Annotated in this window: 22 protein-coding genes; 7 read left to right on the forward strand and 15 right to left on the reverse strand. The window is 58.9% G+C overall.

The features are described 5' to 3' along the window. Window positions 1-894 (reverse strand): LysR family transcriptional regulator, encoded by an 894-nt coding sequence (locus tag R6X40_RS02000; RefSeq protein WP_318410533.1) that lies wholly within the window; start codon window positions 892-894, stop codon window positions 1-3. A 91-nt stretch (window positions 895-985) separates the two neighbouring features. Between R6X40_RS02000 and R6X40_RS02005 the strand changes: the two genes are divergently transcribed. Then, window positions 986-2,020 (forward strand): NAD(P)H-binding protein, encoded by a 1,035-nt coding sequence (locus R6X40_RS02005; RefSeq protein ID WP_318410535.1) that lies wholly within the window; start codon window positions 986-988, stop codon window positions 2,018-2,020. After that, entirely contained in the window at window positions 2,017-2,406 is a 390-nt protein-coding gene (locus R6X40_RS02010; protein ID WP_318410537.1) for a DUF6220 domain-containing protein, read from the forward strand. Before R6X40_RS02005 ends, R6X40_RS02010 begins: the two co-directional genes overlap by 4 nt. Before the next feature lie 8 nt (window positions 2,407-2,414). On the opposite strand, the gene R6X40_RS02015 is transcribed toward R6X40_RS02010, so the two are convergent. The 7 genes from R6X40_RS02015 to trxB all read right to left on the reverse strand — a co-directional run bounded on the left by R6X40_RS02015 (window position 2,415) and on the right by trxB (window position 8,990). Continuing rightward, a complete protein-coding gene (locus R6X40_RS02015; protein ID WP_412178304.1) occupies window positions 2,415-3,356 on the reverse strand; it encodes a lytic transglycosylase domain-containing protein in 942 nt (313 codons plus the stop codon). A gap of 71 nt (window positions 3,357-3,427) precedes the next feature. Beyond that, window positions 3,428-3,931: a GNAT family N-acetyltransferase gene (locus R6X40_RS02020; RefSeq protein ID WP_318410539.1), complete on the reverse strand. Its 504-nt coding sequence runs from the start codon at window positions 3,929-3,931 to the stop codon at window positions 3,428-3,430. Between the two features lie 80 nt (window positions 3,932-4,011). Then, on the reverse strand, window positions 4,012-4,812 hold the full coding sequence (locus R6X40_RS02025) for an aminoglycoside phosphotransferase family protein (protein WP_318410541.1): 801 nt from the start codon (window positions 4,810-4,812) through the stop codon (window positions 4,012-4,014). A gap of 67 nt (window positions 4,813-4,879) precedes the next feature. Next, complete coding sequence (locus R6X40_RS02030; protein ID WP_318410542.1) at window positions 4,880-6,004, reverse strand: alkene reductase; 1,125 nt, start codon at window positions 6,002-6,004, stop codon at window positions 4,880-4,882. Window positions 6,005-6,068: 64 nt separating this feature from the next. After that, complete coding sequence (locus R6X40_RS02035) at window positions 6,069-6,362, reverse strand: metalloregulator ArsR/SmtB family transcription factor (protein ID WP_318410544.1); 294 nt, start codon at window positions 6,360-6,362, stop codon at window positions 6,069-6,071. 642 nt (window positions 6,363-7,004) lie between these two features. Then, on the reverse strand, window positions 7,005-7,901 hold the full coding sequence (locus R6X40_RS02040; RefSeq protein WP_318410545.1) for a LysR family transcriptional regulator VtlR: 897 nt from the start codon (window positions 7,899-7,901) through the stop codon (window positions 7,005-7,007). Between the two features lie 114 nt (window positions 7,902-8,015). Further along, window positions 8,016-8,990 (reverse strand): thioredoxin-disulfide reductase, encoded by a 975-nt coding sequence (trxB, locus tag R6X40_RS02045; RefSeq protein WP_318410546.1) that lies wholly within the window; start codon window positions 8,988-8,990, stop codon window positions 8,016-8,018. 680 nt (window positions 8,991-9,670) lie between these two features. On the opposite strand from trxB, the gene R6X40_RS02050 reads away from it, so the two are divergent. Both R6X40_RS02050 and R6X40_RS02055 read left to right on the forward strand, forming a co-directional pair. Then, complete coding sequence (locus R6X40_RS02050) at window positions 9,671-10,492, forward strand: polysaccharide pyruvyl transferase family protein (protein ID WP_318410547.1); 822 nt, start codon at window positions 9,671-9,673, stop codon at window positions 10,490-10,492. A 126-nt stretch (window positions 10,493-10,618) separates the two neighbouring features. Further along, on the forward strand, window positions 10,619-11,101 hold the full coding sequence (locus R6X40_RS02055; protein ID WP_318410549.1) for an Lrp/AsnC family transcriptional regulator: 483 nt from the start codon (window positions 10,619-10,621) through the stop codon (window positions 11,099-11,101). Between the two features lie 47 nt (window positions 11,102-11,148). On the opposite strand, the gene R6X40_RS02060 is transcribed toward R6X40_RS02055, so the two are convergent. From R6X40_RS02060 to R6X40_RS02070, 3 genes are all read right to left on the reverse strand, one after another. Next, complete coding sequence (locus R6X40_RS02060; protein WP_318410551.1) at window positions 11,149-11,892, reverse strand: hypothetical protein; 744 nt, start codon at window positions 11,890-11,892, stop codon at window positions 11,149-11,151. 229 nt (window positions 11,893-12,121) lie between these two features. Continuing rightward, window positions 12,122-13,054 carry a hypothetical protein gene (locus tag R6X40_RS02065; RefSeq protein ID WP_318410552.1) on the reverse strand — a complete coding sequence of 311 codons (933 nt, stop codon included), beginning with the start codon at window positions 13,052-13,054 and terminating at the stop codon, window positions 12,122-12,124. Between the two features lie 182 nt (window positions 13,055-13,236). After that, window positions 13,237-14,016, reverse strand: a complete 780-nt coding sequence (locus R6X40_RS02070; RefSeq protein ID WP_318410553.1) for a glycosyltransferase family 25 protein — start codon at window positions 14,014-14,016, stop codon at window positions 13,237-13,239. 344 nt (window positions 14,017-14,360) lie between these two features. On the opposite strand from R6X40_RS02070, the gene R6X40_RS02075 reads away from it, so the two are divergent. Further along, window positions 14,361-15,383, forward strand: coding sequence for a glycosyltransferase (locus R6X40_RS02075; protein WP_318410555.1), 1,023 nt, complete (start codon window positions 14,361-14,363; stop codon window positions 15,381-15,383). Here R6X40_RS02075 and R6X40_RS02080 read toward each other — a convergent pair. The 3 genes from R6X40_RS02080 to R6X40_RS02090 all read right to left on the reverse strand — a co-directional run bounded on the left by R6X40_RS02080 (window position 15,380) and on the right by R6X40_RS02090 (window position 17,842). Further along, window positions 15,380-16,444, reverse strand: a complete 1,065-nt coding sequence (locus tag R6X40_RS02080; RefSeq protein WP_318410557.1) for a glycosyltransferase family 4 protein — start codon at window positions 16,442-16,444, stop codon at window positions 15,380-15,382. The two genes, R6X40_RS02075 and R6X40_RS02080, sit on opposite strands and share 4 nt — an antisense overlap. A gap of 89 nt (window positions 16,445-16,533) precedes the next feature. Continuing rightward, window positions 16,534-17,010, reverse strand: coding sequence for a transcription elongation factor GreA (gene greA / locus R6X40_RS02085; protein ID WP_318410558.1), 477 nt, complete (start codon window positions 17,008-17,010; stop codon window positions 16,534-16,536). 214 nt (window positions 17,011-17,224) lie between these two features. Next, window positions 17,225-17,842: a TetR/AcrR family transcriptional regulator gene (locus tag R6X40_RS02090; protein WP_318410560.1), complete on the reverse strand. Its 618-nt coding sequence runs from the start codon at window positions 17,840-17,842 to the stop codon at window positions 17,225-17,227. A 79-nt stretch (window positions 17,843-17,921) separates the two neighbouring features. On the opposite strand from R6X40_RS02090, the gene R6X40_RS02095 reads away from it, so the two are divergent. Both R6X40_RS02095 and R6X40_RS02100 read left to right on the forward strand, forming a co-directional pair. Beyond that, window positions 17,922-18,539, forward strand: coding sequence for an NAD(P)H-dependent oxidoreductase (locus tag R6X40_RS02095; protein WP_318410562.1), 618 nt, complete (start codon window positions 17,922-17,924; stop codon window positions 18,537-18,539). Between the two features lie 94 nt (window positions 18,540-18,633). Next, window positions 18,634-20,088, forward strand: a complete 1,455-nt coding sequence (locus R6X40_RS02100) for an MFS transporter (protein ID WP_412178305.1) — start codon at window positions 18,634-18,636, stop codon at window positions 20,086-20,088. Window positions 20,089-20,132: 44 nt separating this feature from the next. On the opposite strand, the gene carB is transcribed toward R6X40_RS02100, so the two are convergent. Then, a complete protein-coding gene (gene carB, locus R6X40_RS02105; protein ID WP_318410563.1) occupies window positions 20,133-23,624 on the reverse strand; it encodes a carbamoyl-phosphate synthase large subunit in 3,492 nt (1,163 codons plus the stop codon). Window positions 23,625-23,742: the final 118 nt, after the last annotated feature.

Raw genomic sequence — 23,742 nt, forward strand, 5'->3', positions numbered from 1 at the left:
TCATTTCCCGAGATAGGCCAACAATCCCTCCACCAGCGCATCGAAGGTGACGCGGCAGCGCGGCGTTGTCTTCAGGTTTTCGTGCATGACGACGAAGGTTTCCAGCGGCAGTTCGAATTCGTTTTCGCACAGCCTGATGATATCCGTATCGCGCCTGGCAAGCTGTAGCTGACAGACGCCGATGCCGAAGCCGGCGCGAATGGCCGCCAGCTGGGCGAGGTTGCTGTCGGCGCGGAAGGACGGGCGCATCAGGTCAAGCAGCGGCACGCGCTTGCGGATTGCCCGGACAAATGCGCTTTCGCGGTCAAAGCCGATGGTGCGATGATTGAGCAGGTCTTCCAGCTTTTCCGGGATCCCGTGTTTGTCGAGATAACGCCGATGGGCGTGTAGCCCCAGCGGAATGCCACCAATCCTGCGCGTGATCAGCGCATCCTGTTCAGCTGCGACCATGCGCACGGCGATATCGGCCTCCTGCCGAAGCAAATCCTCGACGAGATCCGAGACGGAAAGCTCGATGACGAGATCCGGATACCGATCGTTGAGCGCTGCCAGCATCGGCGGCAGAACCTCGATGGCGATGACTTCGCTGGCGCTGATGCGCACCGTGCCGCGCACCGCGTTGCCCTGTCCGGTCGCGGCCCGAAGCAGCGCGGCGGCATTGAAAGCAAGCTGTTCTGCGTGGGGTTTGAGGTCGAGAGCCGCGTCTGTCGGCACCAAGCCTTGCGGAGAGCGCATGAACAGCTGGAAGCCGATCGCGGTTTCCAGCGCATCGATGTGGCGGCCGACGGTCGGCTGGGTCAATCCGAGACCACGTGCCGCTGCCGAGAGCGAGCCTTCCTTGAGGACACTCAGGAAGGTGCGATAAAAATCCCAGCTCGGTTCATTCTCACTCATCTATTTTTGTATATCAGCTAGAATTATTTCCGCAATTCCGTTTAGGTTGAATTGCACTCAGGATGATCTCCATCGAACAAGGAGATCGCACATGACTGGCGAAACAAAACAGATAGCTCTTATTCTCGGCGCCACCGGCGGTATCGGCGGTGCGGTTGCCCGCACCCTGCAGGCGCGTGGCTGGGCGATCCGCGCCCTGAATCGCGATCCAGAAAAGGCGCGTGTGAAAAGCCAGGATTTCGACTGGGTGCAGGGCGATGCCATGAAGGCAGGCGACGTTCTGGCGGCAGCCCGAGGCGCAAGCCTGATCGTTCATGCCGTCAATCCGCCGGGATACCGCAACTGGGGAACGCTGGTGCTGCCGATGATCGACAACACCATCGCCGCCGCAAAGGCCATGGGCGCGACGGTGCTGCTGCCGGGCACGATCTACAATTTCGGTCCGGATGCCTTTCCGCTTCTGCATGAAAAATCGCCGCAGAACCCGGTCACCGCCAAGGGCAAGATCCGCGCCGAGATGGAACGCCGCCTTGAAGCCGTGTCTCAACAAGGCGTCCGTGTCATCATCGTCAGGGCAGGGGATTTCTTTGGCCCGGGTGCTGCCAATAGCTGGTTTTCGCAAGGGATCGTGACGCCCGGTAAGCCAGTGACCTCGGTCACCTATCCGGGGCGCAAGGGTATCGGCCATCAATGGGCCTATCTGCCGGATGTGGCCGAGACGATGGCGCGCCTTGTCGATCGCCGTGAAACGCTGTCAGCCTTCGCCGTCTATCACATGCAAGGTTTCTGGGACGAAGACGGCACACGGTTGGTCTCCGCGATCCGCCGCGCCAGCGGCAACCCGGTCATGAAGGTCAAGGCCTTTCCCTGGTGGATGATGCCGTTCGCAGCGCCCTTCGTGCCGTTCCTGAAAGAACTGCGGGAGATGCGCTACATCTGGCAGGAGCCGTTGCGCATGCCCAACGACCGGCTGGTCGCTGCCATCGGCGCTGAACCCTGGACACCGATCGACGAGGCCGTCCGCGCATCGCTCGCTGACCTCGGGTGCCTGCCGCCGGATCTGGCAATGCCGCAACGAACTTTGCCTGTGCCCCGCGAGGGTGAGGTTGGCGGGGTGGCGGCATGAGCGTGTCCGCTGCATCTTCACCGGGCTTGCCTGTGCCGCTCTATTTCCGGGCGCTTGCTCTCAGCATTCCTGTGCTGATCGGCGGCCACCTGTTCCTTGCTGGTCTGGCCATCTTTTCCGATAGCCTTGCCTGGCAGTGGCACGGCGCGCTTGGCGGTAGCATCGGCTTCGTCATTCTCCTCCTGCTCGGTACCGCAGTCTTCATCGCCGGCCTTAGAGACTATCGCTCTGCGGCCACTGTGCTTTTCATTCTCTATTGCTTTCAGTTCGTCTGGCTTGAACTTGGAGCGGCGCTGGTAATTGGCTGGGTGCAGGCGCTGCATCCGGCCAATGCCATGGCGCTGGCAACGCTCAGCGTCCTCATGGCGCGGCGGGCTATGAGCTGAGAAACGTGTCAGTTCTTGAAGACGATGCAGGCGCCGCCGGTTTTACGGATTTGCGTACACACGGTATCGGCCTCCGCTCGCGTCTGGCGGCCAATGCGGGCGGTGTAGCGCAGCCTGTTTCCAAAAGCCCGGTTGCGCTCGCGCTGGATCAGCGGTTTCTCGGCATTGAGCGGCGAGGGCATTCGGCTAACAGTGGCGAGGAACAATCGCTGTGCCACGGATTTCTGGAAGTGCGCTGACAGTTGCGCGCCCCAGGGCGCCCAGGTTCCTTCCTCTTCGAACTCGATTTCCTTCAGCCGCCGCTTGTCGGCAAGGGCGGTGCAGGCGTCGTAGAAGGATTTGTCCTTGTCGAGCCGAAGGTCGAGCGCCGCCGGCGGATTGTCCTTCCATTCCTCGATCGGGTGGGCGGTGATGGCAAGCACATAGGCGCGGGTTTCAGACGGCAGATTGCCGGTCGCCAGAAAGCTGCTCAACCCGCCTTCACCGGCATTGTAGGCGGCCGCGGCAAATCCCAGATTTCCGAAACGGTCGCGCAGCGCATCGAGATACTCGGCCGATTTCCCCAATGCCTCCAGCGCATCGAAGCTGTTGCTAAGGCCACGCAGCTTGGCGGTCGAAGGAATGAACTGCGCGATGCCTTCTGCACCCTTCGGGCTGACGGCATCCGGCCGGAACAGGCTTTCCTTCCAGATTAGCCGGGCGAAAAAATCCGGCGGTAAGGCATTGGTTTCAGCGAAATGACCAAGCGCCGTACAGATGTCGCGGCTATAGCTTTTTGCGCGCACGCAGAGCGTCGCCGTTCCGGTATTCGTTGAGTAGACGCAAGGCGGCGCGCGCCATTCCGGCTGCGCAAGGGCGATCGCATTGTCCGAAAACATCCCGGCAAGCAAGGCGGCGGGAAACAGCGCTGCAATCCAAGCCCGTCCATGCCGCCGTCTTTTGTGTTTCATCCGCTAAGGGACCATCCGCAAGATATCTCGGTGGTCCTTGATAACATCGATGCGGCGGGATCGGGAGAGGCTTATTCTTTCTCGGGCAAAGTCAGTTGCATGAAGGTCAGGTCCAGCCAGCGGCCGAACTTGGTGCCGACTTCCTTCATCTGGCCGGTAATCTCGAAACCGAGCTTTTCGTGCAGGCGGATCGAGCCTGCATTGTTGGCCTCGATTCCGGCGACCATCACATGTTTCCCGCACGCCGCTGCCCGCTCGATCAGCTCAAGCATCAAAAGCTTGCCGATGCCGCCGCCGCGCTGGTTCTTTTCGACGTAGACGGAGTGCTCGACGGTATGGCGATAGCCGTCAAAAGCGCGCCAGTCGCCAAAGGAGGCATAACCGGCAATCACGCCATCATCGGTGACCGCCACCAGCACAGGATAGCCGAGACCTTTGCGGTCGGCGAACCATGTTGCCCGGTTTGCAAGATCGACCTGCGTATCGTTCCAGATCGCCGTCGTATTGAGCACGGCATCATTGTAGATGTCCCGGATGGCGGGCAGGTCAGTCTCTTCGGCGTCGCGCAGGTGCATCAGATGTCTCCACAATTTGCCGAAGCTCTAAGCCGCCAAGACACGCTTGTACAGCCGGGAAGAAGTCTTGCGGTAAATGTTCAGACGCTGCTGGCAAGCTCCGCAGCAGCAATTTCAGCGACGCGAAGAGCCGGTGCCGGATCGCCGCCGTCCTCGATGAACCAGGCCGCGGAAAGCCCGGCATAGGCAATGATCCAGCGAAGTAGCCGATCCGGAGCAAGACCGGATTCGCGGACAACGATGGCAAGCTGGCGGCGCAGTCTTGCGGGATTCTTCGTCGACGGCAGGTCAGGATTACTGAACAAGTTGGCATAGTCATAGCCGGGCTCACCGAGCAAACCTTTCGGGTCTATGGCCAGCCAGCCCCGGTCTTGGAAATCGAGAATATTGCTGTGGTGGATATCGCCATGCAGCACACCAACCTCGCGGGGCTCGGCAAGCAGTGCCTTTGCGACTGTGGCCGAGATGCTGAACAGGCCGCCATGGGTCAAGGCCGCAGGTTCCAGCGCGCCGAACCAGATATCGAGGGGAACAAGCTCGGGATAAGGCTTTTCACGCGACCTGTACAAGGTTTGAACGGTCCTGCAGATGATCCGGCTTGCTTCGTCATCGTCGCCATTCATCGCCATGGTCAGCAGCGAATGCTTGCCTTCCGCCCGCTCAAGTATGATCGCACCATCCTCGTGGGCATAAACCTTGGCAGCGCCTTCGCCGTCCCACCATTGCATCAGCAAGCCGCCACGTTGTTCCTCGATGACTGTTGCAATTTTCAGCATCGCGGGCAGGCCCCGCCAGCGCACGGGGAGGAGGTGACTGGAGTGCGTGACGACTGGTGCGCCATCGGGCACCAAGGTCCATGTCTTGATGAAACGGTCAAACATTACGCGCATCTTCCGGCCACAAAAAATCCCGCCCGGTGAGGGGCGGGATTGTCAATGTATACGATTCTCAAGCGACCTGCTGTTCAAGCACCGGATAGTCGGTATAGCCCTTGGCGCCGCCGCCGTAGAAGGTGGCCTGATCCGGCGTGTTGAGCGGCGCGTTGTCCTGCAGGCGCTCGACCAGATCCGGATTGGCGATGAAGGGCTTGCCGAACGCAACGAGGTCGGTCTTGCCGTCCTTGACAGACTGAATGGCGAGATCGCGGTCGTAACCGTTATTGGTCATCCATGCAGCCTTGCCACCCGCCTTTTCATAGGCCTGGCGCAGCGCCGCGTAGTCAAACGGCTTGTCGCCCTGCTGGAAGTCACGCGGACCACCGGTCGCACCCTCGATGATGTGGATATAGGACAGCTTGTACTTGGCCAAACCCTCGACGACGTAGGTAAACAGGACCTGCGCGTCCGGATCGGACGAGTCGTTGGCTGGTGTTACCGGCGAAATGCGGATGCCGGTGCGGCCTTCGCCGATTTCCTTGGTGATGGCGTCAACGACCTCAAACAGGAAGCGGGCGCGGTTTTCGATCGGGCCACCGTATTCGTCGGTGCGGACATTGGAGCCTGAGCGCAGGAATTGATCGATCAGATAGCCATTGGCGGCATGGATCTCAACGCCATCAAAACCGGCATCGATGGCCGCGCGGGCAGCCTTGCGGTAGTCTTCGATGATGCCCGGGATTTCGGAGAGTTCGAGCGCGCGGGGTTCCGAGGTTTCGGCAAACGTGCCGGTGCCATCCGCATTGATCAGGTAGGTCTTCGATTTCGCCTGGATGGCCGAGGCCGAAACCGGCTTGCCGCCGTTCGGCTGCAGAGTGGTGTGCGAGATGCGGCCGACATGCCACATCTGCACGACGATCTTGCCGCCTGCCTTGTGCACGGCACTGGTGACCTGTTTCCAGCCGTTCAGCGCTTCCTGGCTGTAGAGGCCGGGAACGTCGGCATAACCCTGACCCTGCTGGGTGATCGCAGTTGCCTCGGTGATCAAAAGGCCGGCGGAGGCGCGCTGTTCGTAATAGGTGACGTTGAGCGTGTTCGGGACGGCGCCCGGAGAGCGGTTGCGCGTCAACGGTGCCATCACGATGCGGTTGGCGAGTTCGATGTCGCCGATCTTGATCGGGTCGAAGAGGGAAGTCATGGGAAGTCCTTTTCGTTGTCTGCGGGATATCTTGGGAGGATAAATCATTGGGCAATGCCGCTGGTCAGAGCGTGTTGCCGATGTCTTTCAGGAACGCCTCGATCGTGTCTTCGTTCCGTTTGTAGAAAATCCACTGGCCAACACGTTTGGTGGTGACAAGATCGGCGCGCTGCAGGATCGACAGATGGCCGGAGACGGTAGATTGCGACAGCCCGCAACGCTCGAACTGGCTGGCGCAGATACCCATGTCCAGCGGGTGATGCTGGGTGGAGAAATGCGCCTCCGGCTCTTTCATCCAGCCGAGCATCTCGATGCGCTTGGGATGCGCCAGGGCTTTGAGGATTTCGTCTTTGTCCATCAGTCGACTCTGTATCGTTAAATTCCGATATACCGATAGATAGATCGGGAGTTTCCGATATTCAAGTCACGTCTTCGTGAGAGATTTTTGGGAAGGGGGAATTTGGACAAAAAAAGAGGGCCACTGGAGGACAGGGCCCTTTTAGATGTGAAGGTTATAAAACCTCCAGAGGGGAACAGCTGCTGCGGTGGTACTGGGAGGAAAAAGACCACCATCTGCATCAGCTAAGCTGGATATGGGAAAGCCCCGGGAAAGTTTCAATGCCGCGCGGCAATAAATATTGCAACCATAGGGATGTTCTTGAAATCTGGGCAAAAAAAGAGGGCCACAAGAAAAACTTGGGCCCTTTATAGTTATGAAGGTAATTAAACCTCCAGAGGGGAACAGCTGCTGCGGTGGCACTGGGAGGAAAAAAGCCACCAAAATGCATCAGCTGCAGCCGGTATGATGGTTTTTTGGGCTGTTCGCAATCATTTAATATGCATGACAGCCATGTGCCGGACGCAGCCCTGCGTAATTTTCAGGCGATTTCAATTCCTTACAACCCTTGTAAATCAGAGGGTATGAGAAAAAATAAGTTAAAACAATAGTTTGTCTAGCAGAAGTGTAGAGATTGTTTTTTGTGCAGGTGCGAAGGCGACCTCAGAAGGCCCAGTTACGGGCCTTCGCAACGATGAAATCACGGAAGACTTTCAGCTTGGCGGCGTTCTTCATCTCGTCCGGATAACAGAAATAGGTATCGAAGGATGGAATCTCGGCACCGATCGGAAGTTGAATGAGGCCCGGATCACGGCCGACGATGTAGTCCGGCATCATGGCGATGCCGATGCCGAGCAGGCAGGCGCGCTTGATCGAGGTCTGGCTGTTGATCTGCAGGTGCGAGGCGCGGGGATTGTCTGAATCCCGGCCGGCAATCTCCAGCCAGTTAACGTCGAGCAGATAGTTGGGAGCGGGCTCGCCAAATGTGATGATGCGGTGGTTGTCGAGATCCTCGACGGACTGCGGCTCGCCGAACTTATTGATATAGGAGGGGGCTGCATAGACGTGCATGTGCACGGTAAAGAGCTTGCGCTGAATGAGGTCGGATTGTTGCGGCTGGCGCAGCCGGATGGCGCAGTCGGCATGGCGCATGTTCACATCCAGTTCCTCGTTGTCGAGGATCAGCTGCACCTGCATGTCGGGATAGAGCGCCAGAAATTCCTGCACCTTATCGGTCAGCCAGCCCTGGCCAAGACCAACCGTCGTGGTGATGCGCAGCTTGCCGGATGGCTTGTCGGTATTCTCGGTCAGCTGAACCTTGACGCTTTCCAGCTTCATCAGCACTTCATGTGCGGTCCGATAGAGGATTTCGCCCTGTTCGGTGAGGATCAGGCCGCGGGCATGGCGGTGGAACAGCTTGATGCCGACATCCTGCTCCAGCGAGCTGACCTGGCGGCTGATGGCCGATTGGGAAAGGTGCAGCTTGTCGGCCGCATGGGTGAACGATCCCGCTTCCGCTGCCGCATGAAAAATACGCAGTTTGTCCCAGTCTAGCGGCATGGCGATCCCCAATAGATGCTCGTGGCGGAAAACGGCCTCGTGTTTTCCGCCATAAGGCTGATTGTCTGTTCCCACTCAGGAGCGGCGTTTGATCGCTCCCATTCTTCGCGGCTTCTATTCGGCCGCAATTGCGACAGGCATATGGCCCGCCAGATATTTTTCGGCTTCCAGAGCCGCCATACAGCCCATTCCGGCGGCCGTGATAGCCTGACGATATATATCGTCCGTGACATCTCCTGCGGCATAAACGCCCGCCACATCCGTGGCAGTCGAATCCGGGGCTGTCCACAGATAGCCATTCTGCTTCAGGCGCAACTTATCCTTGAACAGTTCGACCGCCGGTGCATGGCCGATAGCCACGAACACGCCGTCGATCGGCATGTCGCTGACAGCGCCCGTCTTGGTGTTGCGCAGCTTGACGCCGCTGACCGAGGCCGGCATCGGCGGCTTGGCTGCAGCACCGGTATATTCGGTTACTTCATGATCCCAGATGATCTCGACGTTCGCCTTGGCAAACAGCCGCTCCTGCAGGATCTTTTCAGCGCGGAAATGATCGCGGCGATGCACGACCGTTACCGTCTTGGCAAGATTGGAAAGGTACAGCGCTTCCTCGACGGCAGAGTTGCCACCGCCGACAACGATCACGTCCTTGTTGCGATAGAAGAAGCCGTCGCAGGTGGCGCAGGCCGAAACGCCGAACCCCATGAACGCCGGCTCGCTCTCGATGCCCAGCCACTTCGCCTTGGCGCCGGTGGCGATGATCAGCACGTCGGCGGTCCAGTCGGTGCCGCTGTCGGTCTTGAGCCTGAACGGGCGCACCGACATATCGACATCGGTCACCAGGTCGTTGACGATCTCGGCGCCGACATGCTGCGCCTGCTTGAGCATCTGCTCCATCATCCACGGTCCCTGGACCGGATCGGCATAGCCCGGATAGTTTTCCACATCCGTGGTGATCATCAACTGGCCGCCCTGTTCCATGCCGGCGATCAAAACCGGATTGAGCAACGCGCGGGCCGAATAGATGGCAGCGGTATAGCCGGCCGGGCCGGAGCCGATGATGAGAACTTTGGTGTGTCGGGCAGTCATGGAAAATCCTTGTGGGGGTTCGGTACGCGCTTCAAGTCATGCTTGTCGCGATGCCGGATAAACCTAGATATAGTTTAGGAATTTATTGGGGTCTGTTTCAAGGGTGCGGGAAGAGATACACACAACGGAACGTTCAGTCATGCATTTTACGGATCGTCGTTTCGCCCCATGGGGCAAGGCTGCCGGAGAGTTGCGAACCGAAGAATGGCCACAATTTCCCCTGTCATTGTTGTCGGCTTATCGTTGCCGGCGTATAAGATGAGGACGACTGGCGCTTGAACTTTGATACAGGCAAGGACAGACTTGCCGATTTTTCCGACGAAGGTGTCGTGTAGGTTGCCTTTCATTCCGAGGAAAAATTAGAGTGTTCGGAATCGCGGCAAAGCACATTATCGTCGTAAGTATCTGATTTCTTTGTTTTAAGACGCCTTTCAGGTGTAAATACTTATGTTCACGACCGCGCGAAGTTTGCTGCGCGGCGATTTTTCCCGACATGCAGCCAACTTGCTGGACCCGGAGAAGCAACTCGAGCGTTACGTGGCGCCATTTTCGTCAACTCTTCTCTGGGACGATCGTGGGTTTGTCATAACTGATCATGGCGGTGACTGGCGAGAGCAACGCGGTATTCGAAAATCAAACGAGAATGGTACCTATATTTGAGCATAATGTGAGGTGAGCACATGCGACCGGTGAGGATTTTCTCTGCGGCAATTGGAAAAAAATTCGGTCAGACTGTCGAAAACTTTGGTGACAATCTGATGGGAGATCTGTTGCGCGGGCTGTTTTCGATGGAACCTGTTTACGTTAAGCCATCCAAGGCCGAGTTGATTGGTGTTGGAAGCATACTGGACGCTTATTATCGCCGTCACGGGAAGCGCAAATTTACGCTGCCACGCAAACGCCCATGGCGGAAACTGCATGTTTGGGGCTCGGGGTTCCTTGACCCCGCAACCCCGGCACTCTGGCCGCAAAGACTTGAATACCATGCGGTCCGCGGTGAACTGACGAAAGCAAGGATTGCAGACGGCAACGATATTGTTCTCGGTGACCCCGCAATTCTCCTGCCTCTCATCTGGCCCAAGAAAGATGCCGCAACAGTCAAAGTCGCGATCATTCCGCATTTCGTGACGTACCGCAATTTTGTCGAGCAATATGGTTCTGTTCTGCCGCCTCACTGGAAGGTCATTAACCTCCTTGGCGAGCCGCAGGCGATCACGGCTGAAATTTCCAGTGCCGAATTTGTGGTTTCAAGCAGCTTGCACGGCCTGATCGTGGCGGATGCCTATAATATTCCGTCCGTATGGATGGAGCCAACAGGCAAGATCAAGGGAGACGGCTACAAGTTTGCCGACTACTTCAGCTTTCGCGGTACGCCGATTCTCGGTGCCCTGAATTTTGCCGAGATACTGGAGAACTTCGATTCCGTGGCAAGCCGATGCCAGGCATCGCTTCCGTCAGCGCTACAACTCGAGCTCCTGATGAAGGCGTTTCCCTTTCTGTAGCGTTTGACATCGACTCATTCCGGGTGGAAAGGCGAGGATAACGGCTTTCGTGCCGCTTCCAAATCCGCTAACGAGTTCAGCCAAGCGCGACACGGCGTTTTGCAGGCCAATTGAGGCGGCCGAACCATGGGGGTGAACTTGCCAATCCGATTGGAACTTGATGCAATCGACATGAAAATTCTGCGCGAACTGCAGAATGATGGCCGCATGACCAATGTTGAACTTGCCGAGCGTGTTGGCATCTCGGCGCCGCCGTGCCTGCGGCGTGTCCGCAAGCTGGAAGAAGGCGGCGTTATAAAGGGTTATCACGCGCTGTTGAGCGCGCCGTCACTGGGATTTGATCTGGTCGCCTTCTGCATGGTGGGTCTGAAGCACCAGTCCGAAGCCGATCTGAAGGCGTTTGCCGCCGCGACCAACGCCTGGCCGCTGGTGCGTCAGGCCTGGATGGTGTCCGGCGAAAGCGATTTCCTGCTGCATTGCGTTTCGGAGAACCTGACGGTCTTTCAGGATTTTGTTATCGAAGTCCTCACCGCCAACGACCGTGTCGACACAGTGCGCACCATGTTGACCATTCGTCAGGTGAAAAATGAAGGGCTCGTGGCGATATAATCGCCACGGAGCTGCGCCATTCATCATTCATGGCTGGCCCGAGTGTCCTAGCTGGCGGCTGGGGACCAATGTGATGTACCATTGATGATCGTTTTCTCGATGTTTCGCTTGTCGCGCCAATCGCGGCCGATATCGACAGCAATATTGTAAACGTCCCGGCCCGTATGGACGTAGTTCCTGTATTCTGAAACATAGGTCGTCAGCGGCTGGTTCTGGCGTGAACGCACCTGTTTTTCCGGATCCAGCGTCATGTCCATAAGGTTTGCCCATCGCCGTGCGAAATCGCCGCGCAGGAACGACGGGCTGAGGGTGAAAGAGGGGACTTTCCGGTAGAACGGAAGCTCTACCCCGAAAAGGCGATGCTTTACCTTGGCAAAGTGATAGGCGCCCCGTTTCTGGATGTCCCAGTTCTTCTCCTTGCACATCAGCGATATTTCCGTGACCGAAGGGTCTGCAAAAAAGCCCAGAATGCTGGGGTCGATATCCTCAGCAAGGTTCCAGTCGTCTTCGAGATGAAAGATCACATCTGACTTTGTGTTCGACCATAGCCGCTCGACGGCCGCGGCAAAACCGGGCTTCTCCGGCGTGTAGATCACGCAATCAGGATAATAACGCCGCAGGATAGCGCAGCACGCGGCCTCGTCTTGCGCGTCGCCCCACAGCGGATCGATATTGATCGAAACCCGCGAGACATCGAAGTTCTTCAGCAGTCGGGCTTGAAAACTCTCCATGGTCGACGCGAGAAGGTCAGGCCGTCGCGTCGCGACGATCGTCAGCTCTGTCGAGGACATGAAAAATGCTCCTGGGAATTGTCGTGGGCCAGTATACCTGTTTTCCTCAAATACGGATGCAGATAATGTAAGTCAACCGGCGCTTTTCACCTGTCGGCTTGCTGATGTTATCGATTAAGTGATTGTTATTATAATAATATTTTCCGTTTCGCCGCGCGTTGGTTTGCGCGCCGCCGAGATTGCGCATGGACCGAAGTCTGTACTCAGAGGATGCATAGGGCCGACGACGTCAAGCCAGTTTCAGCGTCGCTCGCGCATTCAACTTGATTCTATTTATCATTTTAGCGAACGCCGTTTTGCGGCGGGCTTGTGTTTTCAGGTGTCGGATTTGTGCGGCGTCGAGTTGCCGGTGTTCGTGTGGCGCCCAGAGGTCGTCGATATCCGCAGGGCTTGCCGTCCAGCGGCGTGGCTGGAAATCGTAGAACCGGTAGCGCTCGTCATTCTCGGGCAGAAGGTCGATATCCGGCCGCTGCCGGGGATTGAGTATGCCAGAAAGCGGGAGGTGAATGATCTGTGCTTTCGACAGCCAGGCTGCGACCCAGGAAAAGGTGCTGACTGCGACGGCGATCTGGTGCGAGCGGCGCAGCACTTCGAAGTCGATCAATGCGCCACGGCTCGGCTGAAAGATCGCGCCGGCATATCGTTCCCGCAGGCGCTGAGAATAGAAATCGTCGCCCAGTTGCCCCATGAAGACCGGCTTTGCACCAGATTGCTTGATGACGCGATCGATGAAGGAAAGCGGCACGGGGCCGTAGTCACCGTGTTTTCTTTTGAGAATTTCTGCTCCGCGCACGTTGAAGACCACGTGGTCGGAGCCATAGCCTGTGACATCGATCGTTTCCGCGTTAAACACGGATTCATATCGTTGAGGGCTGCCATAATTGCTCATCTGGAAGCCGAGGGCGTGCATTTCGCAGTCGCGGATCTTTCCCTTTCGGATCAGGCTGGCCACCTGGTCGGCATCAATCAACTGCTGGCCGCGTAGGATCAGTGGATTCTTCGAAAAATTGGCGGGCACGGGTGCGGTGATGTTCCAAAAGGGAATGTCATGGCCGAAGATGTCCAGGTCTCCCACCCGGTCGCGAACGCTGAGTGCAAACATGTATTGCAGCATCTGGTTGCCCATGTTGCCCAACGGGCGGATCTTCATTCGCGCAGTCATCTCAGGTCATTCTCAATTCTGATGCCGGTGCGCGCGCAAGGAATGCCGCCCGAAAAATTCCGCTTTAATACTGCGGTCTGTTAGAGTTCGTCGATGCTGGCATGGCTGGACAAGTGCCAACCTCTTGCGTGCAAAGCCTAAAGGAGCCTTTTCGGCTGCACTTGTAGGCGGTAATGTGTGGTCTATTTCTTGTCGAGGCGGCGAAACCGCCGCTTGTGATTCCAGGCAATCAGTTTGTCCTGCATCAGCCGCCTTTGCTTTGTCAGTCCGTAAAACCACTTTCTCTTGTAGCTTTTTCGTTCGCGGCCGGAGCCGGCAAGGATTTGGCTTGCCGCTTCGGTTGTTGTCACCGGGGCGGGGGAGAAAGAATAGCCGTGGCCGCTTCGCGTGATCCAGTAGCGGAAATAGTTGTCGACCGGTGCAAACATCTTCTGGTGCTGTTCGACGAAAAGCCGGGCACCTTCGCGCGACCAGACGATGGCGCTCGTGGTCATCGGAAAATAATGGGCGGCGACAAGCTCGCACTGATGTCCACCGATTGTATAGCGGCCAAGCGGCGTGGCTATTTTCAGCTTGTTGTTGCCGATGTTCATAAGCAGCCAGTCGGGATCGATTGCCTCCAAATCGGCAAGGGCGCTTTCGAGCAACTCAACCGGATTGCAGAGCGGCAACGCGTCGTCTTCCAGAACCAGCGCATAGCGGGCGTCGGATTGCAGGAAGCGTTTGGCCACTTTCAGGTGGCTATGGTAGCAGCCGATTTCCCCGCCGACGAGGCTGCGGCCCATGTAGCGCTCGGCATGTGCAAGATCATAATCCGCAACCGTCGAGAGATCGAGGCGCCGGCCATCGACCGCGGAGATGCGCTCGTAGGCGATGCCGAAAGCGTCGAGACGTTCACTGATGGCCAGCAGACGCTCGTTACTGCCGTCCAGATTGATGAGATAGGTCTCGATCGACTGCATTTTACCCTTTCCGGCGCAAAGAAGCCGCAGCACTCGTCCGCGACAATCGCCAGCTGTCAGGACTTTGCGGCATTCGTGGAAGTAGTCGATGGCATCCGCGCTTGCAATATCGCGGTGACACAATTGATAACAAGTATGGATTCTACAACGGTTGGAATATCGAGTTCATCTGTTGAAACGCCGACTGTCCGGTTACTGATCTCCATGTCGCCAAAATTTGTGGGGCAACGGGGTGCGGCCCTTGTGCGGGCACGCGAAAGCGCACCATAAACGCGAAACCGGCTATACTATAGATGCGGGGTCGGGTATTCCGGGCCGTAAAAGGTAAATTCAGGATAAGATCGATGCGGGTTCACCAGTATATTTTCGGCAAGGACGGCGGAGCGGAAAAATTCTTCGTGCATCTGGTCGGCGCGCTTGCGCGGCGCGGTGTGGAGCAGACAGCTGTTATGCGCTGGAATCGGAGATGGCGTGAAGATGTGGAGCCGCACGCCCGCGTCATCCAGAGCAATTTTCGCAATCTTTCGGCCGATCGCCTGCTGCTGCCGATGAAGGTGCTTTCCCTGGCGCGGAAGGAAAAGGTCGATGCGATCATTTCCTGGTCGACCCGTGGCGCCCGGCTGATGCCTGCCTATGGCGGTGCGATCAAGCTGTCGCGGCTCGGCGACTATCCGACCCATCTCGGCTATTTCAAGAATACCGACATCCTGGTGTGCAATACGCCCAGCATCGGCGATCATGTGCGCAGGCTCGGCTGGACGCGCGGTGTCGAGGTGATTTCGAACTTTACCGATACGACTGCGGTCGCCCCGATCGATCGGGCATCTATCAATACACCTGAAGGCGTGCCTGTCGTTATGACGATGGGGCGTTTCGTCAAGCGCAAGCGTTTTCATCTTTTGATCGAAGCGATGGCTGCGGTTCCGGATGCCTATCTTTGGATTGCCGGCGATGGCGAAGAGCGGAGTGACATCGAATCCGTCATCCGGCAGCACAAGATGGAAAACCGTGTGCGCCTGCTCGGCTGGCACAAGGACACGCGGCCCTATGTTGCCGCAGCCGATATCTTTGTGATGCCATCCAGCCATGAGCCGCTCGGCAACGTCATTCTGGAAGCATGGGCGCAGAAAAAGCCGGTCATCTCCTCGCGTTCGGAAGGTCCGTCCTGGTTCGTCCGCGATGGCGAAAACGGCCTGCTCGTCGATATCGATGACGTTCCGGGGTACACACGCGCCATCAACCAACTGATCGCGCAGCCGCAACTGGCAGCGAGCATTGCCGAAGCCGGGCGCAACACATTGGTCGGCCAGTTCTCCGAAGAGGCCGTGGCCAACGCCTATATCGAGCTGTTCAAGCGCAAGCCTTAAGTCGCGGAAGACAAGAGCTTTTCGTAGACGGCGCCGATGCGGGCCGCTTCACCGGCGATGCTGAAATCGTCGGTGGCGCGGGTGAGGCCGCGTTCGCCCGCCAGAAGCAGACGCTTCTGATCATCCATCAGCGTTGCGGCTGCGCCGGTCATGGCGGCCAGATCCTTGGCCGGGATCAGGATGCCGGTCTCGTTGTCGCCGGTCACCAGCAGCTCCGAAAACGCGCCGACATCGGTCGCGACAACCGGCACCTGCGTTGCCATGGCTTCGAGCGGTGTCAGGCCAAAACCTTCCCAGCGCTGCGGTGCAATGAACAGATCGAGCGCCCGGTACCAGTCCGGTATATCGGTGTGTTCGCCGACGAACAGGATGCGCTCACCAAGACCGGCAGCCTTGACCTTGTCCTTGAGCTCGTTTTCAAACGAAACATGAGCCGACGTTGCGCGCCCGGCGATGATGGCAATCCAGTCGGGCCGCTGTGGCAGAAGGCTGATCATGCTGTCGACGAACAGGTCGGTGCCCTTCTGATGGCGGACCCTGCCGAAGCAACCGGCAATTTTCTTGTCCGCGGGCAGGCCGAGCGCTGCCTTTGCGGCCGCCTTGTCTGCTGCCGGAAAGAAGCGTTGCGTGTCGATACCGTGCATGATCGTCGTGCTTGGAACTTCCAGATAGGCGGCGGTTCGGTTGCTGGTAGCAATCACCGCGTCCATCTGCCGGACGAGGAATTTGGTCCAGCCGGAATGTTTTCGCTGCGAGGCTGATGTGAAGACGATCTTCAGCTTCATCCGCAGGATATCGCGCAGGAAAAGAGCTGGCAGCATTTCGATGTTGCGGCGGGCATGCCAGACGCGTAGCGCCCGGTTTTTCGGGCGGCGCCAAAGGCTGAGAAGGGCAGAATAACCGATATGCGGCAGGCTGTCGGGCAGGCCCGGACCGAGCACTGCGACTTTCTGGCCGAGCGTTCGCTGCACCGGGATCAACTGAATGATGGTCGAGGTGACGCCGGAAAGGCGTTTTTTGAAGTTCGGCGCAATGATCTCGACGTCGCTGATATCTTCCACGCTTGCCAGCCCTTGTTCGTCATCTAACAGAAAAAAGCCCGGAGGCAGCTTTGCGTGCCGTCCGGGCTTTTCAATGGACTTGCCGGGGATCAGCCCCAGTTGATCGCGAGGATCTCGTAAGCCTTCGAGCCACCGGGCGCGACGACTTCGATGGAATCGCCGACTTCCTTGCCGATGAGTGCGCGAGCAATCGGCGAGGAGATCGAGATGCGGCCCTGCTTCACATCGGCTTCCTGGTCGCCGACGATCTGGTAGGTTTTGTTCTCTTCGGTGTCCTCGTCGATCAGCTTGACGGTGGCGCCGAACTTGATCTTCGAGCCTGACATTTTCGACAGGTCGATGACTTCGGCGCGGGCGACGTAATCCTCGACTTCGCCGATACGGCCTTCATTGTGGCTCTGGGCTTCCTTGGCCGCGTGATATTCGGCGTTTTCCGAAAGGTCGCCATGGGCGCGCGCTTCGGAAATTGCTTCGATGATCCGCGGGCGCTCTTCCTGCTGACGCCAACGCAGTTCTGCCTGCAACTTGGCGAATCCGCTCTGAGTCATCGGTACTTTTTCGACCATTTCACTGTCCTTCATAGGCCATGCTTGCCCGCTTCAAGCAGGGCTTAGCACAAAAGAAAACGGTCACCGGAGCGTTAACCCCGGAGCCGTCGAAAACATTTGAACGACTCTTATAACAGAAGGCGGAGTGAAAAAGCCAGATGAATCGGAGGTGGCGGCAAGCAGCCAGACGTTCATCCGCCGCCGGAAACGGCCTTTCGCGAACACGTTACGGCTACTGATCTGCGTTGCGGTCAACCATCGACAGAATGGTCTGGTAAAGCTCTTCTTCGGCCGCGTCGGCGCTGATGTCGCCGGTCGCTGCAGCATAGGAGAGGGCTTCGGCGGCCCCGAGCATCGCCCAGAGACCGGCCGCGGCAATGGTGCCCGCGCCAGCGAAGGGGGCCAAAGCTGTGCGGCATTTGCCGATAAAGGCCGTCTCGTATTCGCGTTTGATCTTTTCCAGTTCCGGTGAGCCGGCCAAGGCTGCGCTGACGCCCGGGATCTCGCGGCCCTGCTGCAACACGCATTCGATATAGGATGACGCGATAACTCTTGCTCTATTGGCAAGGGTCGGCTCGCTGTCCCGAAGCGCCTTGTCCATCAGTGCCGTCTGGCGCGTGTCGAATTCCCGATAGAGTACGGCCAAGAGGCCCGGCCGTGTGTTGAAATGATCGTAGACCACGGGCTTCGTCACGCCGGCCTGCTCGGCAAGATAGCCAAGCGTCAGCGCCTCCGTCCCTTCATTGCGGACCACCCGCCATGCGACATCCAATAGCTGGCGAAGCCGTTCGTCGCGTGACAGGCGGCGGCGGGTTGGCGAGACTTCATCTGCAGTTTTCATGCTTGACATCGCTATATACCAAAGGTAACTTACTAAAAGTATATAAGATGCGCCTTTCGTCCGCAACAGCCAGACAGGAGTTTTCGACATGCATGCGCTCATCGTTATCGCCCATCCAGACCAAGCTTCGTTGACCCACAGCATCGCCCGGCATCTGGCGGAGGGTGTTGCCCAGCCTGAGGAGGGGCATTCCTTTGAAATTGCCGATCTGTCGGCCGAAGGCTTTGCGCCGGCGTTCACAGTGACCGACCTTGCCGTCCACCGCAGGGATGTCCCGATCCCGGTGGATATTGCCACTGAGCAGGCGCGGATCGATCGCGCCGATGCGCTGGTGCTGGTCTTTCCCGTCCATTGGTGGTCGATGCCGGCTCAGCTGAAAGGTTGGGTCGACCGGGTCTTTTCCAACGGTTGGGCTTATGACGAAGGTCCGGACATCAAATCGGTGAAGAGGCTGCGCCATCTCAATGTCCATCTTGTCGGCCTTGGCGGTGCGAGTGCATCAACCTATGAGCGGCGCGGTTATCGCGCTGCGATGAAGACGCAGATCGATCACGGTATCTTCGATTATTGCGGTGCCCGTGTGGTGACATCGGAACTTCTGCTCGGGTCGGAACCAGCCGATGTGGCCCTGCATCTGGAGGCCGCGCGCACGATAGGCCGAGACCTCTTCAAGGCGCGGGCAGAGCAGGTGACCGAGGCTGCCTGATGCATTGAAAATTTGGCCGCGAGCGAAAAATAGGGCTTTACCTCAACAGCGGTTGAGGTTGTAACAGTCGTGCTTCCCTACTGGAGACGGAAGTATGACGACTGACAATATCCTTTACACAGAAGAGCCGATGGACGGCACATCCGCTGATTTGGCCGGTGGGTGGGGCGAGCTGATGCGGCCACGTTATCTCGTTTCGACGATAACGCTCTGCCTCGGCGTCGCCCTGTTCGCCTTCAACGAGTTCTTCATCTCGACGGCCTTGCCGACGGCGGTCGAGGAACTTGGCGGGGCATCGCTGTTGTCCTGGGCCTTCACCCTCTATCTGGTCTTTGCCATTATCGGCGGCCTTGTCGCTGCCAATCTCAAGCGGCGGTTCGGCGCCAGGAACACGCTGCTTGCCGCCGCCGTCATCTTCATTGCCGGAACCATCCTTGCGACCGTCGCCACCGATATGTCCGAGGTTCTGGCCGGCCGGCTGTTGCAGGGTGCGGGCGAGGGCGTTGTCGCAGCACTTTGCTATGCGCTGATCCCTGAGCTTTTCCCCTCGCGTCTCGTCCCCAAAGTGTTCGGCGCCGAGGCGATCGTCTGGGCGATGGCGGCATTTTCCGGGCCATTGGTTGCCGGTGGATTGACGGAGCATTTCTCCTGGCGCGCTGCCTTCTTCGTCAGCATTCCGGCTGCAGCCATCTTCATCATCCTCGTTCTCGCCATCGTTCCGCGCGGTGTGTCCGGAGTGGGGAAACCGCCGGTAATCCCCTTCGTGCGGCTCGCCGCAGCCGGTGCCGGTATCCTGATGATATCGCTGTCGGGCATTGCCGGCGGCCCCGTGGCGATGACGATCCTGCTGGTCGGCGCGGCTGTGGTTCTCGGCACCGTCGTTCGCTTCGACCGGGGCTCGTTCAACCCTTTGCTGCCGCGTGCCGCGTTTACGGGCGGAAAGGCGCTCGGAACGGGCCTATGGGTCATCCTGCTGATGCCGCTGTCGCAGGCGGCGGGCTCGGTCTTCCTCGTCTACAGCCTGCAGCATCTGTGGCAGCTCGGGCCGACGGCAGCCGGTGCACTCAGCGCCGTTATGGCGATTTCGTGGAGCCTGACGGCGATCGGCGTTGCCAGTGTGCGGTCGCTTGCTCTGCGCAACCGCATCATGCTCACCGGGCCTGTCATGCTGATGGTCGGACTTGCGGCCGTGCTGGTCGCGATCGGCACCGGCACTCTCTGGCTGGTCGTCCCCGGACAGGCTCTGATCGGCGCCGGGTTCGGCGTCTCTTGGGGCACGCTCAGTCAGTTGATGATGGATGTGTCTGACGATGCAGAACGCGACCGGACCTCGGCGATGCTGCCGACGCTGCAATCGGCCGGTTATGCCATCGGTGCGGCCTTCTTCGGCCTCGTCGGCAATGTCATGGGTTTTGGCGCGGCCGCGTCCACCGAGACCATGCGCTTTGCGATGCTGGTGGTATTCGCCTCAGCATGTGTGGTCGCTGCTCTTGCGGTGTTCTTCGCAATGCGCACGGCGCGTCTGGCGCATGCAGGCACCAAAATTTAAGAGGCACAAAATGGAAGCGGCGCCCAAGGGCGCCGCTTCCATCATCAATCCTGGAAGTAGCTCTGCAAGGTCCGGACTTCGAGGCTTCCGGCCTTCAAGGCCTTGATTGCGCGGGCCGCCGCTTCGGCACCGGCCATCGTCGTGTAATACGGCACCTTCTGCATCAGCGTCGCGCGGCGCAATGACTTGCTGTCCGAGATCGCCTTGTTGCTATCCGTCGTGTTGATGACGAGATGGACCTGGCGGTTGCGGATGGCGTCCTCGATATGCGGACGGCCTTCCTGGACCTTGTTGATCTTGGTGGCGGTGATGCCGTTTTCGCCGAGGAAGCGGGCAGTGCCGCCGGTCGCCAGCACCTTGAAACCGATCTCGGTCAGGTGACGGATGGCGGGCAGGACACGTTCCTTGTCCTCGTCGCGCACAGAGACAAACACCGTGCCTTCGCGCGGCAGATCGACGCCGGCACCAAGCTGGGCCTTGGCGAAGGCCAGGGCAAAATCGGTATCGAGGCCGATGACTTCACCAGTCGAGCGCATTTCCGGGCCGAGCAGGATGTCGACGCCGGGGAAGCGGGCAAACGGGAACACGGCTTCCTTGACGGCGATGTGGTTCAGCTTGCGCGGATCAGGCTTTTTGCCATAGGCGGCAATGGCGTCGTCGAGCTTTTCGCCGGCCATGATACGGGCGGCGATCTTGGCGATCGGCGCGCCGATGGTCTTGGCGACGAACGGCACCGTCCGCGAAGCGCGCGGGTTGACTTCAAGAACGTAGATCGTGCCGTCCTGGATGGCAAACTGCACGTTCATCAGGCCGCCGACTTTCAGGGCCTTGGCCATCGCCTTGGTCTGGCGCTCCAGTTCGTCGACGGTCTCATCCGACAATGTGTAGACCGGCAGCGAGCAGGCCGAGTCACCCGAATGGATACCGGCTTCTTCGATATGTTCCATGATGCCCGAGACAAACACTGTCTCGCCATCCGAGAGGGCATCGACATCGACTTCGACGGCGTTGGTCAGGTAGCTGTCGAACAAAAGCGGGTTCTTGCCGAGCAGCGTGTTGATCTGGCCGGTCTTGTCGTTCGGATAACGCTGCTTGATGTCTTCCGGAACGAGGCCCGGAACGGTGTCGAGCAGGTAGGTCTGCAGCATGCTTTCGGAGTGGATGATCTGCATGGCGCGGCCACCGAGAACATAGGACGGACGCACGACCAGCGGGAAGCCGATTTCCGAGGCCACGAGGCGCGCCTGTTCGACCGAATAGGCGATGCCGTTGTTCGGCTGGTTGAGGTCGAGCTTCATCAAAAGCTTTTGGAACCGGTCGCGGTCTTCGGCCAGATCGATCATGTCTGGTGCCGTGCCGAGGATCGGGATGCCGTTCTTTTCCAGCGCTTCGGCGAGCTTCAGCGGCGTCTGGCCACCGAACTGGACGATAACGCCGTGCAACTCGCCATTCTCCTGCTCGGCGCGGAGGATTTCGATCACGTCTTCGGCGGTCAGCGGTTCGAAATAGAGCCGGTCGGAGGTATCGTAGTCGGTCGAGACGGTTTCCGGGTTGCAGTTGATCATGATCGCTTCATAGCCGGCATCCTTCAGTGCGAAGGCGGCATGGCAGCAGCAATAGTCGAACTCTATGCCCTGGCCGATGCGGTTCGGACCGCCGCCGAGGATGACGACCTTCTTGCGGTCGGAAACCTGCGCTTCCGAGCGGGCGGCGCCATTAAACGGCGTCTCGTAGGTCGAGTACATGTAGGGTGTCGGTGAGGCGAACTCGGCGGCGCAGGTATCGATCCGCTTGTAGACCGGGCGGACGTTCAAGCGGTTGCGCAGTTCGGCGACTTCCTTCGGGCGGCTCTTCGACAGCGTCGCGAGACGCGCGTCGGAGAAGCCCATGGCTTTCAACATACGCAGGTTTTCGGCGTCATCCGGCAGACCATGTTCGCGGACGCGGGCTTCCATATCGACGATCGCCTTGAGCTGGGCGATAAACCACGGATCGATCTTCGAGCCGTCATGAACGTCTGCTTCGGACATGCCCATGCGCAGCGCCTGGGCAACCATGCGCAGGCGGTCCGGGGTCGGCGTGCCGATGGCGGCGCGGATGGCGTTGTGGTTGTCGCCGGTTTCTTCGAGGCCCGGGATCTCTATCTCGTCGAGGCCAGTGAGGCCCGTTTCAAGACCGCGCAGCGCCTTCTGCAACGATTCGGCAAAAGTACGGCCGATCGCCATGACTTCGCCGACCGACTTCATTGCGGTGGTCAGCGTGGTGCCGGCGCCCGGGAATTTTTCAAAGGCAAAGCGCGGGATCTTGGTGACGACGTAGTCGATCGACGGTTCGAACGAGGCAGGTGTCGCACCGCCAGTAATGTCGTTGTCGAGTTCGTCGAGCGTATAGCCGACCGCGAGCTTGGCGGCGATCTTGGCAATCGGAAAGCCGGTGGCCTTCGAGGCCAGAGCGGAGGAACGCGAGACGCGCGGGTTCATTTCGATGACGACGAGACGGCCGTCCTTCGGATTGACGGCGAACTGGACGTTCGAGCCGCCGGTCTCGACGCCGATCTCGCGCAGAACCGCGATCGAGGCGTTGCGCATGATCTGGTATTCTTTGTCGGTCAGCGTCAGGGCGGGGGCTACCGTGATCGAATCACCGGTGTGCACGCCCATCGGGTCGATGTTTTCGATCGAGCAGATGATGATGCAGTTGTCCGCGGTGTCGCGGACCACTTCCATCTCGTATTCCTTCCAGCCGAGCACCGATTCTTCGATCAGCACTTCGGTGGTCGGAGAGGCATCAAGGCCGGAATTGACGATCTCGAAGAATTCCGAGCGGTTATAGGCAATGCCACCGCCGGTGCCGCCCATGGTGAAGGAGGGGCGGATGATGGCAGGCAGGCCGATCGTGTCGAGCGCCTGCGCGCCGATGGCCATGGCATGGCTCATGTAGCGCTGCTTGCGGTCGGTCTCGCCGAGATTCCAGGTGTTTTCCAGCTCGTCGAGCGCCTTGTCGAGGTCAGCGCCGGAAAGCTGCGCCTTCAGCTTGTCGCGTTCGGCGACGTGCAGCTTGCGGTCGGCATCCTTGATCTCGGTGGCGTTGGCGAGGAGCGATTTGGGTGTTTCCAGGCCAATGCGTGCCATGGCTTCACGAAACAATGCGCGGTCCTCGGCCATGTCGATGGCGGCAGGCTTGGCGCCGATCATTTCGACATTGTAGCGGTCGAGCACACCCATGCGCTTCAGGGACAGCGCCGTGTTCAGCGCCGTCTGCCCGCCCATGGTTGGCAGCAGCGCGTCGGGGCGTTCCTTGGCGATGATCTTGGCGACGACTTCCGGCGTGATCGGCTCGACATAGGTCGCATCCGCCATGTCGGGGTCGGTCATGATCGTCGCCGGGTTGGAGTTGACCAGAATGACCCGGTAACCCTCTTCCTTCAGCGCCTTGCAGGCCTGTGTACCGGAATAATCGAACTCGCAGGCCTGGCCAATGACAATCGGACCCGCGCCGATGATGAGGATCGATTTAATGTCTTGGCGCTTTGGCATGGGTTCTATCCGCTTTTTCCGGCTGCGCAAAAAAACCGGCCAGGGTGGGAGATCACCGGTCGGGGCGCGCAGGCTTGGTATTTTCAGGCTAGAAGCGGCTTATAGGGAAATGTGAGGC

Origin of the sequence: Rhizobium sp. PL01 (assembly GCF_033447125.1) — a bacterium.
In the GTDB taxonomy this organism is placed as follows: domain Bacteria; phylum Pseudomonadota; class Alphaproteobacteria; order Rhizobiales; family Rhizobiaceae; genus Pararhizobium.

What these genes read in the sequence shown, in the direction of transcription:
- R6X40_RS02100 (WP_412178305.1), top strand. Translation starts at nt 18,634, where the DNA reads ATGACGACTGACAATATCCTTTACACAGAAGAGCCGATGGACGGCACA.
- R6X40_RS02095 (WP_318410562.1), top strand. Translation starts at nt 17,922, where the DNA reads ATGCATGCGCTCATCGTTATCGCCCATCCAGACCAAGCTTCGTTGACC.
- trxB (WP_318410546.1), bottom strand. Translation starts at nt 8,990, where the DNA reads ATGACTGCCCGACACACCAAAGTTCTCATCATCGGCTCCGGCCCGGCC.
- R6X40_RS02005 (WP_318410535.1), top strand. Translation starts at nt 986, where the DNA reads ATGACTGGCGAAACAAAACAGATAGCTCTTATTCTCGGCGCCACCGGC.
- R6X40_RS02060 (WP_318410551.1), bottom strand. Translation starts at nt 11,892, where the DNA reads ATGTCCTCGACAGAGCTGACGATCGTCGCGACGCGACGGCCTGACCTT.
- carB (WP_318410563.1), bottom strand. Translation starts at nt 23,624, where the DNA reads ATGCCAAAGCGCCAAGACATTAAATCGATCCTCATCATCGGCGCGGGT.
- R6X40_RS02035 (WP_318410544.1), bottom strand. Translation starts at nt 6,362, where the DNA reads ATGGACAAAGACGAAATCCTCAAAGCCCTGGCGCATCCCAAGCGCATC.
- R6X40_RS02070 (WP_318410553.1), bottom strand. Translation starts at nt 14,016, where the DNA reads ATGCAGTCGATCGAGACCTATCTCATCAATCTGGACGGCAGTAACGAG.
- R6X40_RS02030 (WP_318410542.1), bottom strand. Translation starts at nt 6,004, where the DNA reads ATGACTTCCCTCTTCGACCCGATCAAGATCGGCGACATCGAACTCGCC.
- R6X40_RS02075 (WP_318410555.1), top strand. Translation starts at nt 14,361, where the DNA reads ATGCGGGTTCACCAGTATATTTTCGGCAAGGACGGCGGAGCGGAAAAA.
- R6X40_RS02055 (WP_318410549.1), top strand. Translation starts at nt 10,619, where the DNA reads ATGGGGGTGAACTTGCCAATCCGATTGGAACTTGATGCAATCGACATG.
- R6X40_RS02040 (WP_318410545.1), bottom strand. Translation starts at nt 7,901, where the DNA reads ATGCCGCTAGACTGGGACAAACTGCGTATTTTTCATGCGGCAGCGGAA.
- R6X40_RS02025 (WP_318410541.1), bottom strand. Translation starts at nt 4,812, where the DNA reads ATGTTTGACCGTTTCATCAAGACATGGACCTTGGTGCCCGATGGCGCA.
- R6X40_RS02050 (WP_318410547.1), top strand. Translation starts at nt 9,671, where the DNA reads ATGCGACCGGTGAGGATTTTCTCTGCGGCAATTGGAAAAAAATTCGGT.
- R6X40_RS02065 (WP_318410552.1), bottom strand. Translation starts at nt 13,054, where the DNA reads ATGACTGCGCGAATGAAGATCCGCCCGTTGGGCAACATGGGCAACCAG.
- R6X40_RS02010 (WP_318410537.1), top strand. Translation starts at nt 2,017, where the DNA reads ATGAGCGTGTCCGCTGCATCTTCACCGGGCTTGCCTGTGCCGCTCTAT.
- greA (WP_318410558.1), bottom strand. Translation starts at nt 17,010, where the DNA reads ATGGTCGAAAAAGTACCGATGACTCAGAGCGGATTCGCCAAGTTGCAG.
- R6X40_RS02015 (WP_412178304.1), bottom strand. Translation starts at nt 3,356, where the DNA reads ATGAAACACAAAAGACGGCGGCATGGACGGGCTTGGATTGCAGCGCTG.
- R6X40_RS02020 (WP_318410539.1), bottom strand. Translation starts at nt 3,931, where the DNA reads ATGCACCTGCGCGACGCCGAAGAGACTGACCTGCCCGCCATCCGGGAC.
- R6X40_RS02000 (WP_318410533.1), bottom strand. Translation starts at nt 894, where the DNA reads ATGAGTGAGAATGAACCGAGCTGGGATTTTTATCGCACCTTCCTGAGT.
- R6X40_RS02090 (WP_318410560.1), bottom strand. Translation starts at nt 17,842, where the DNA reads ATGTCAAGCATGAAAACTGCAGATGAAGTCTCGCCAACCCGCCGCCGC.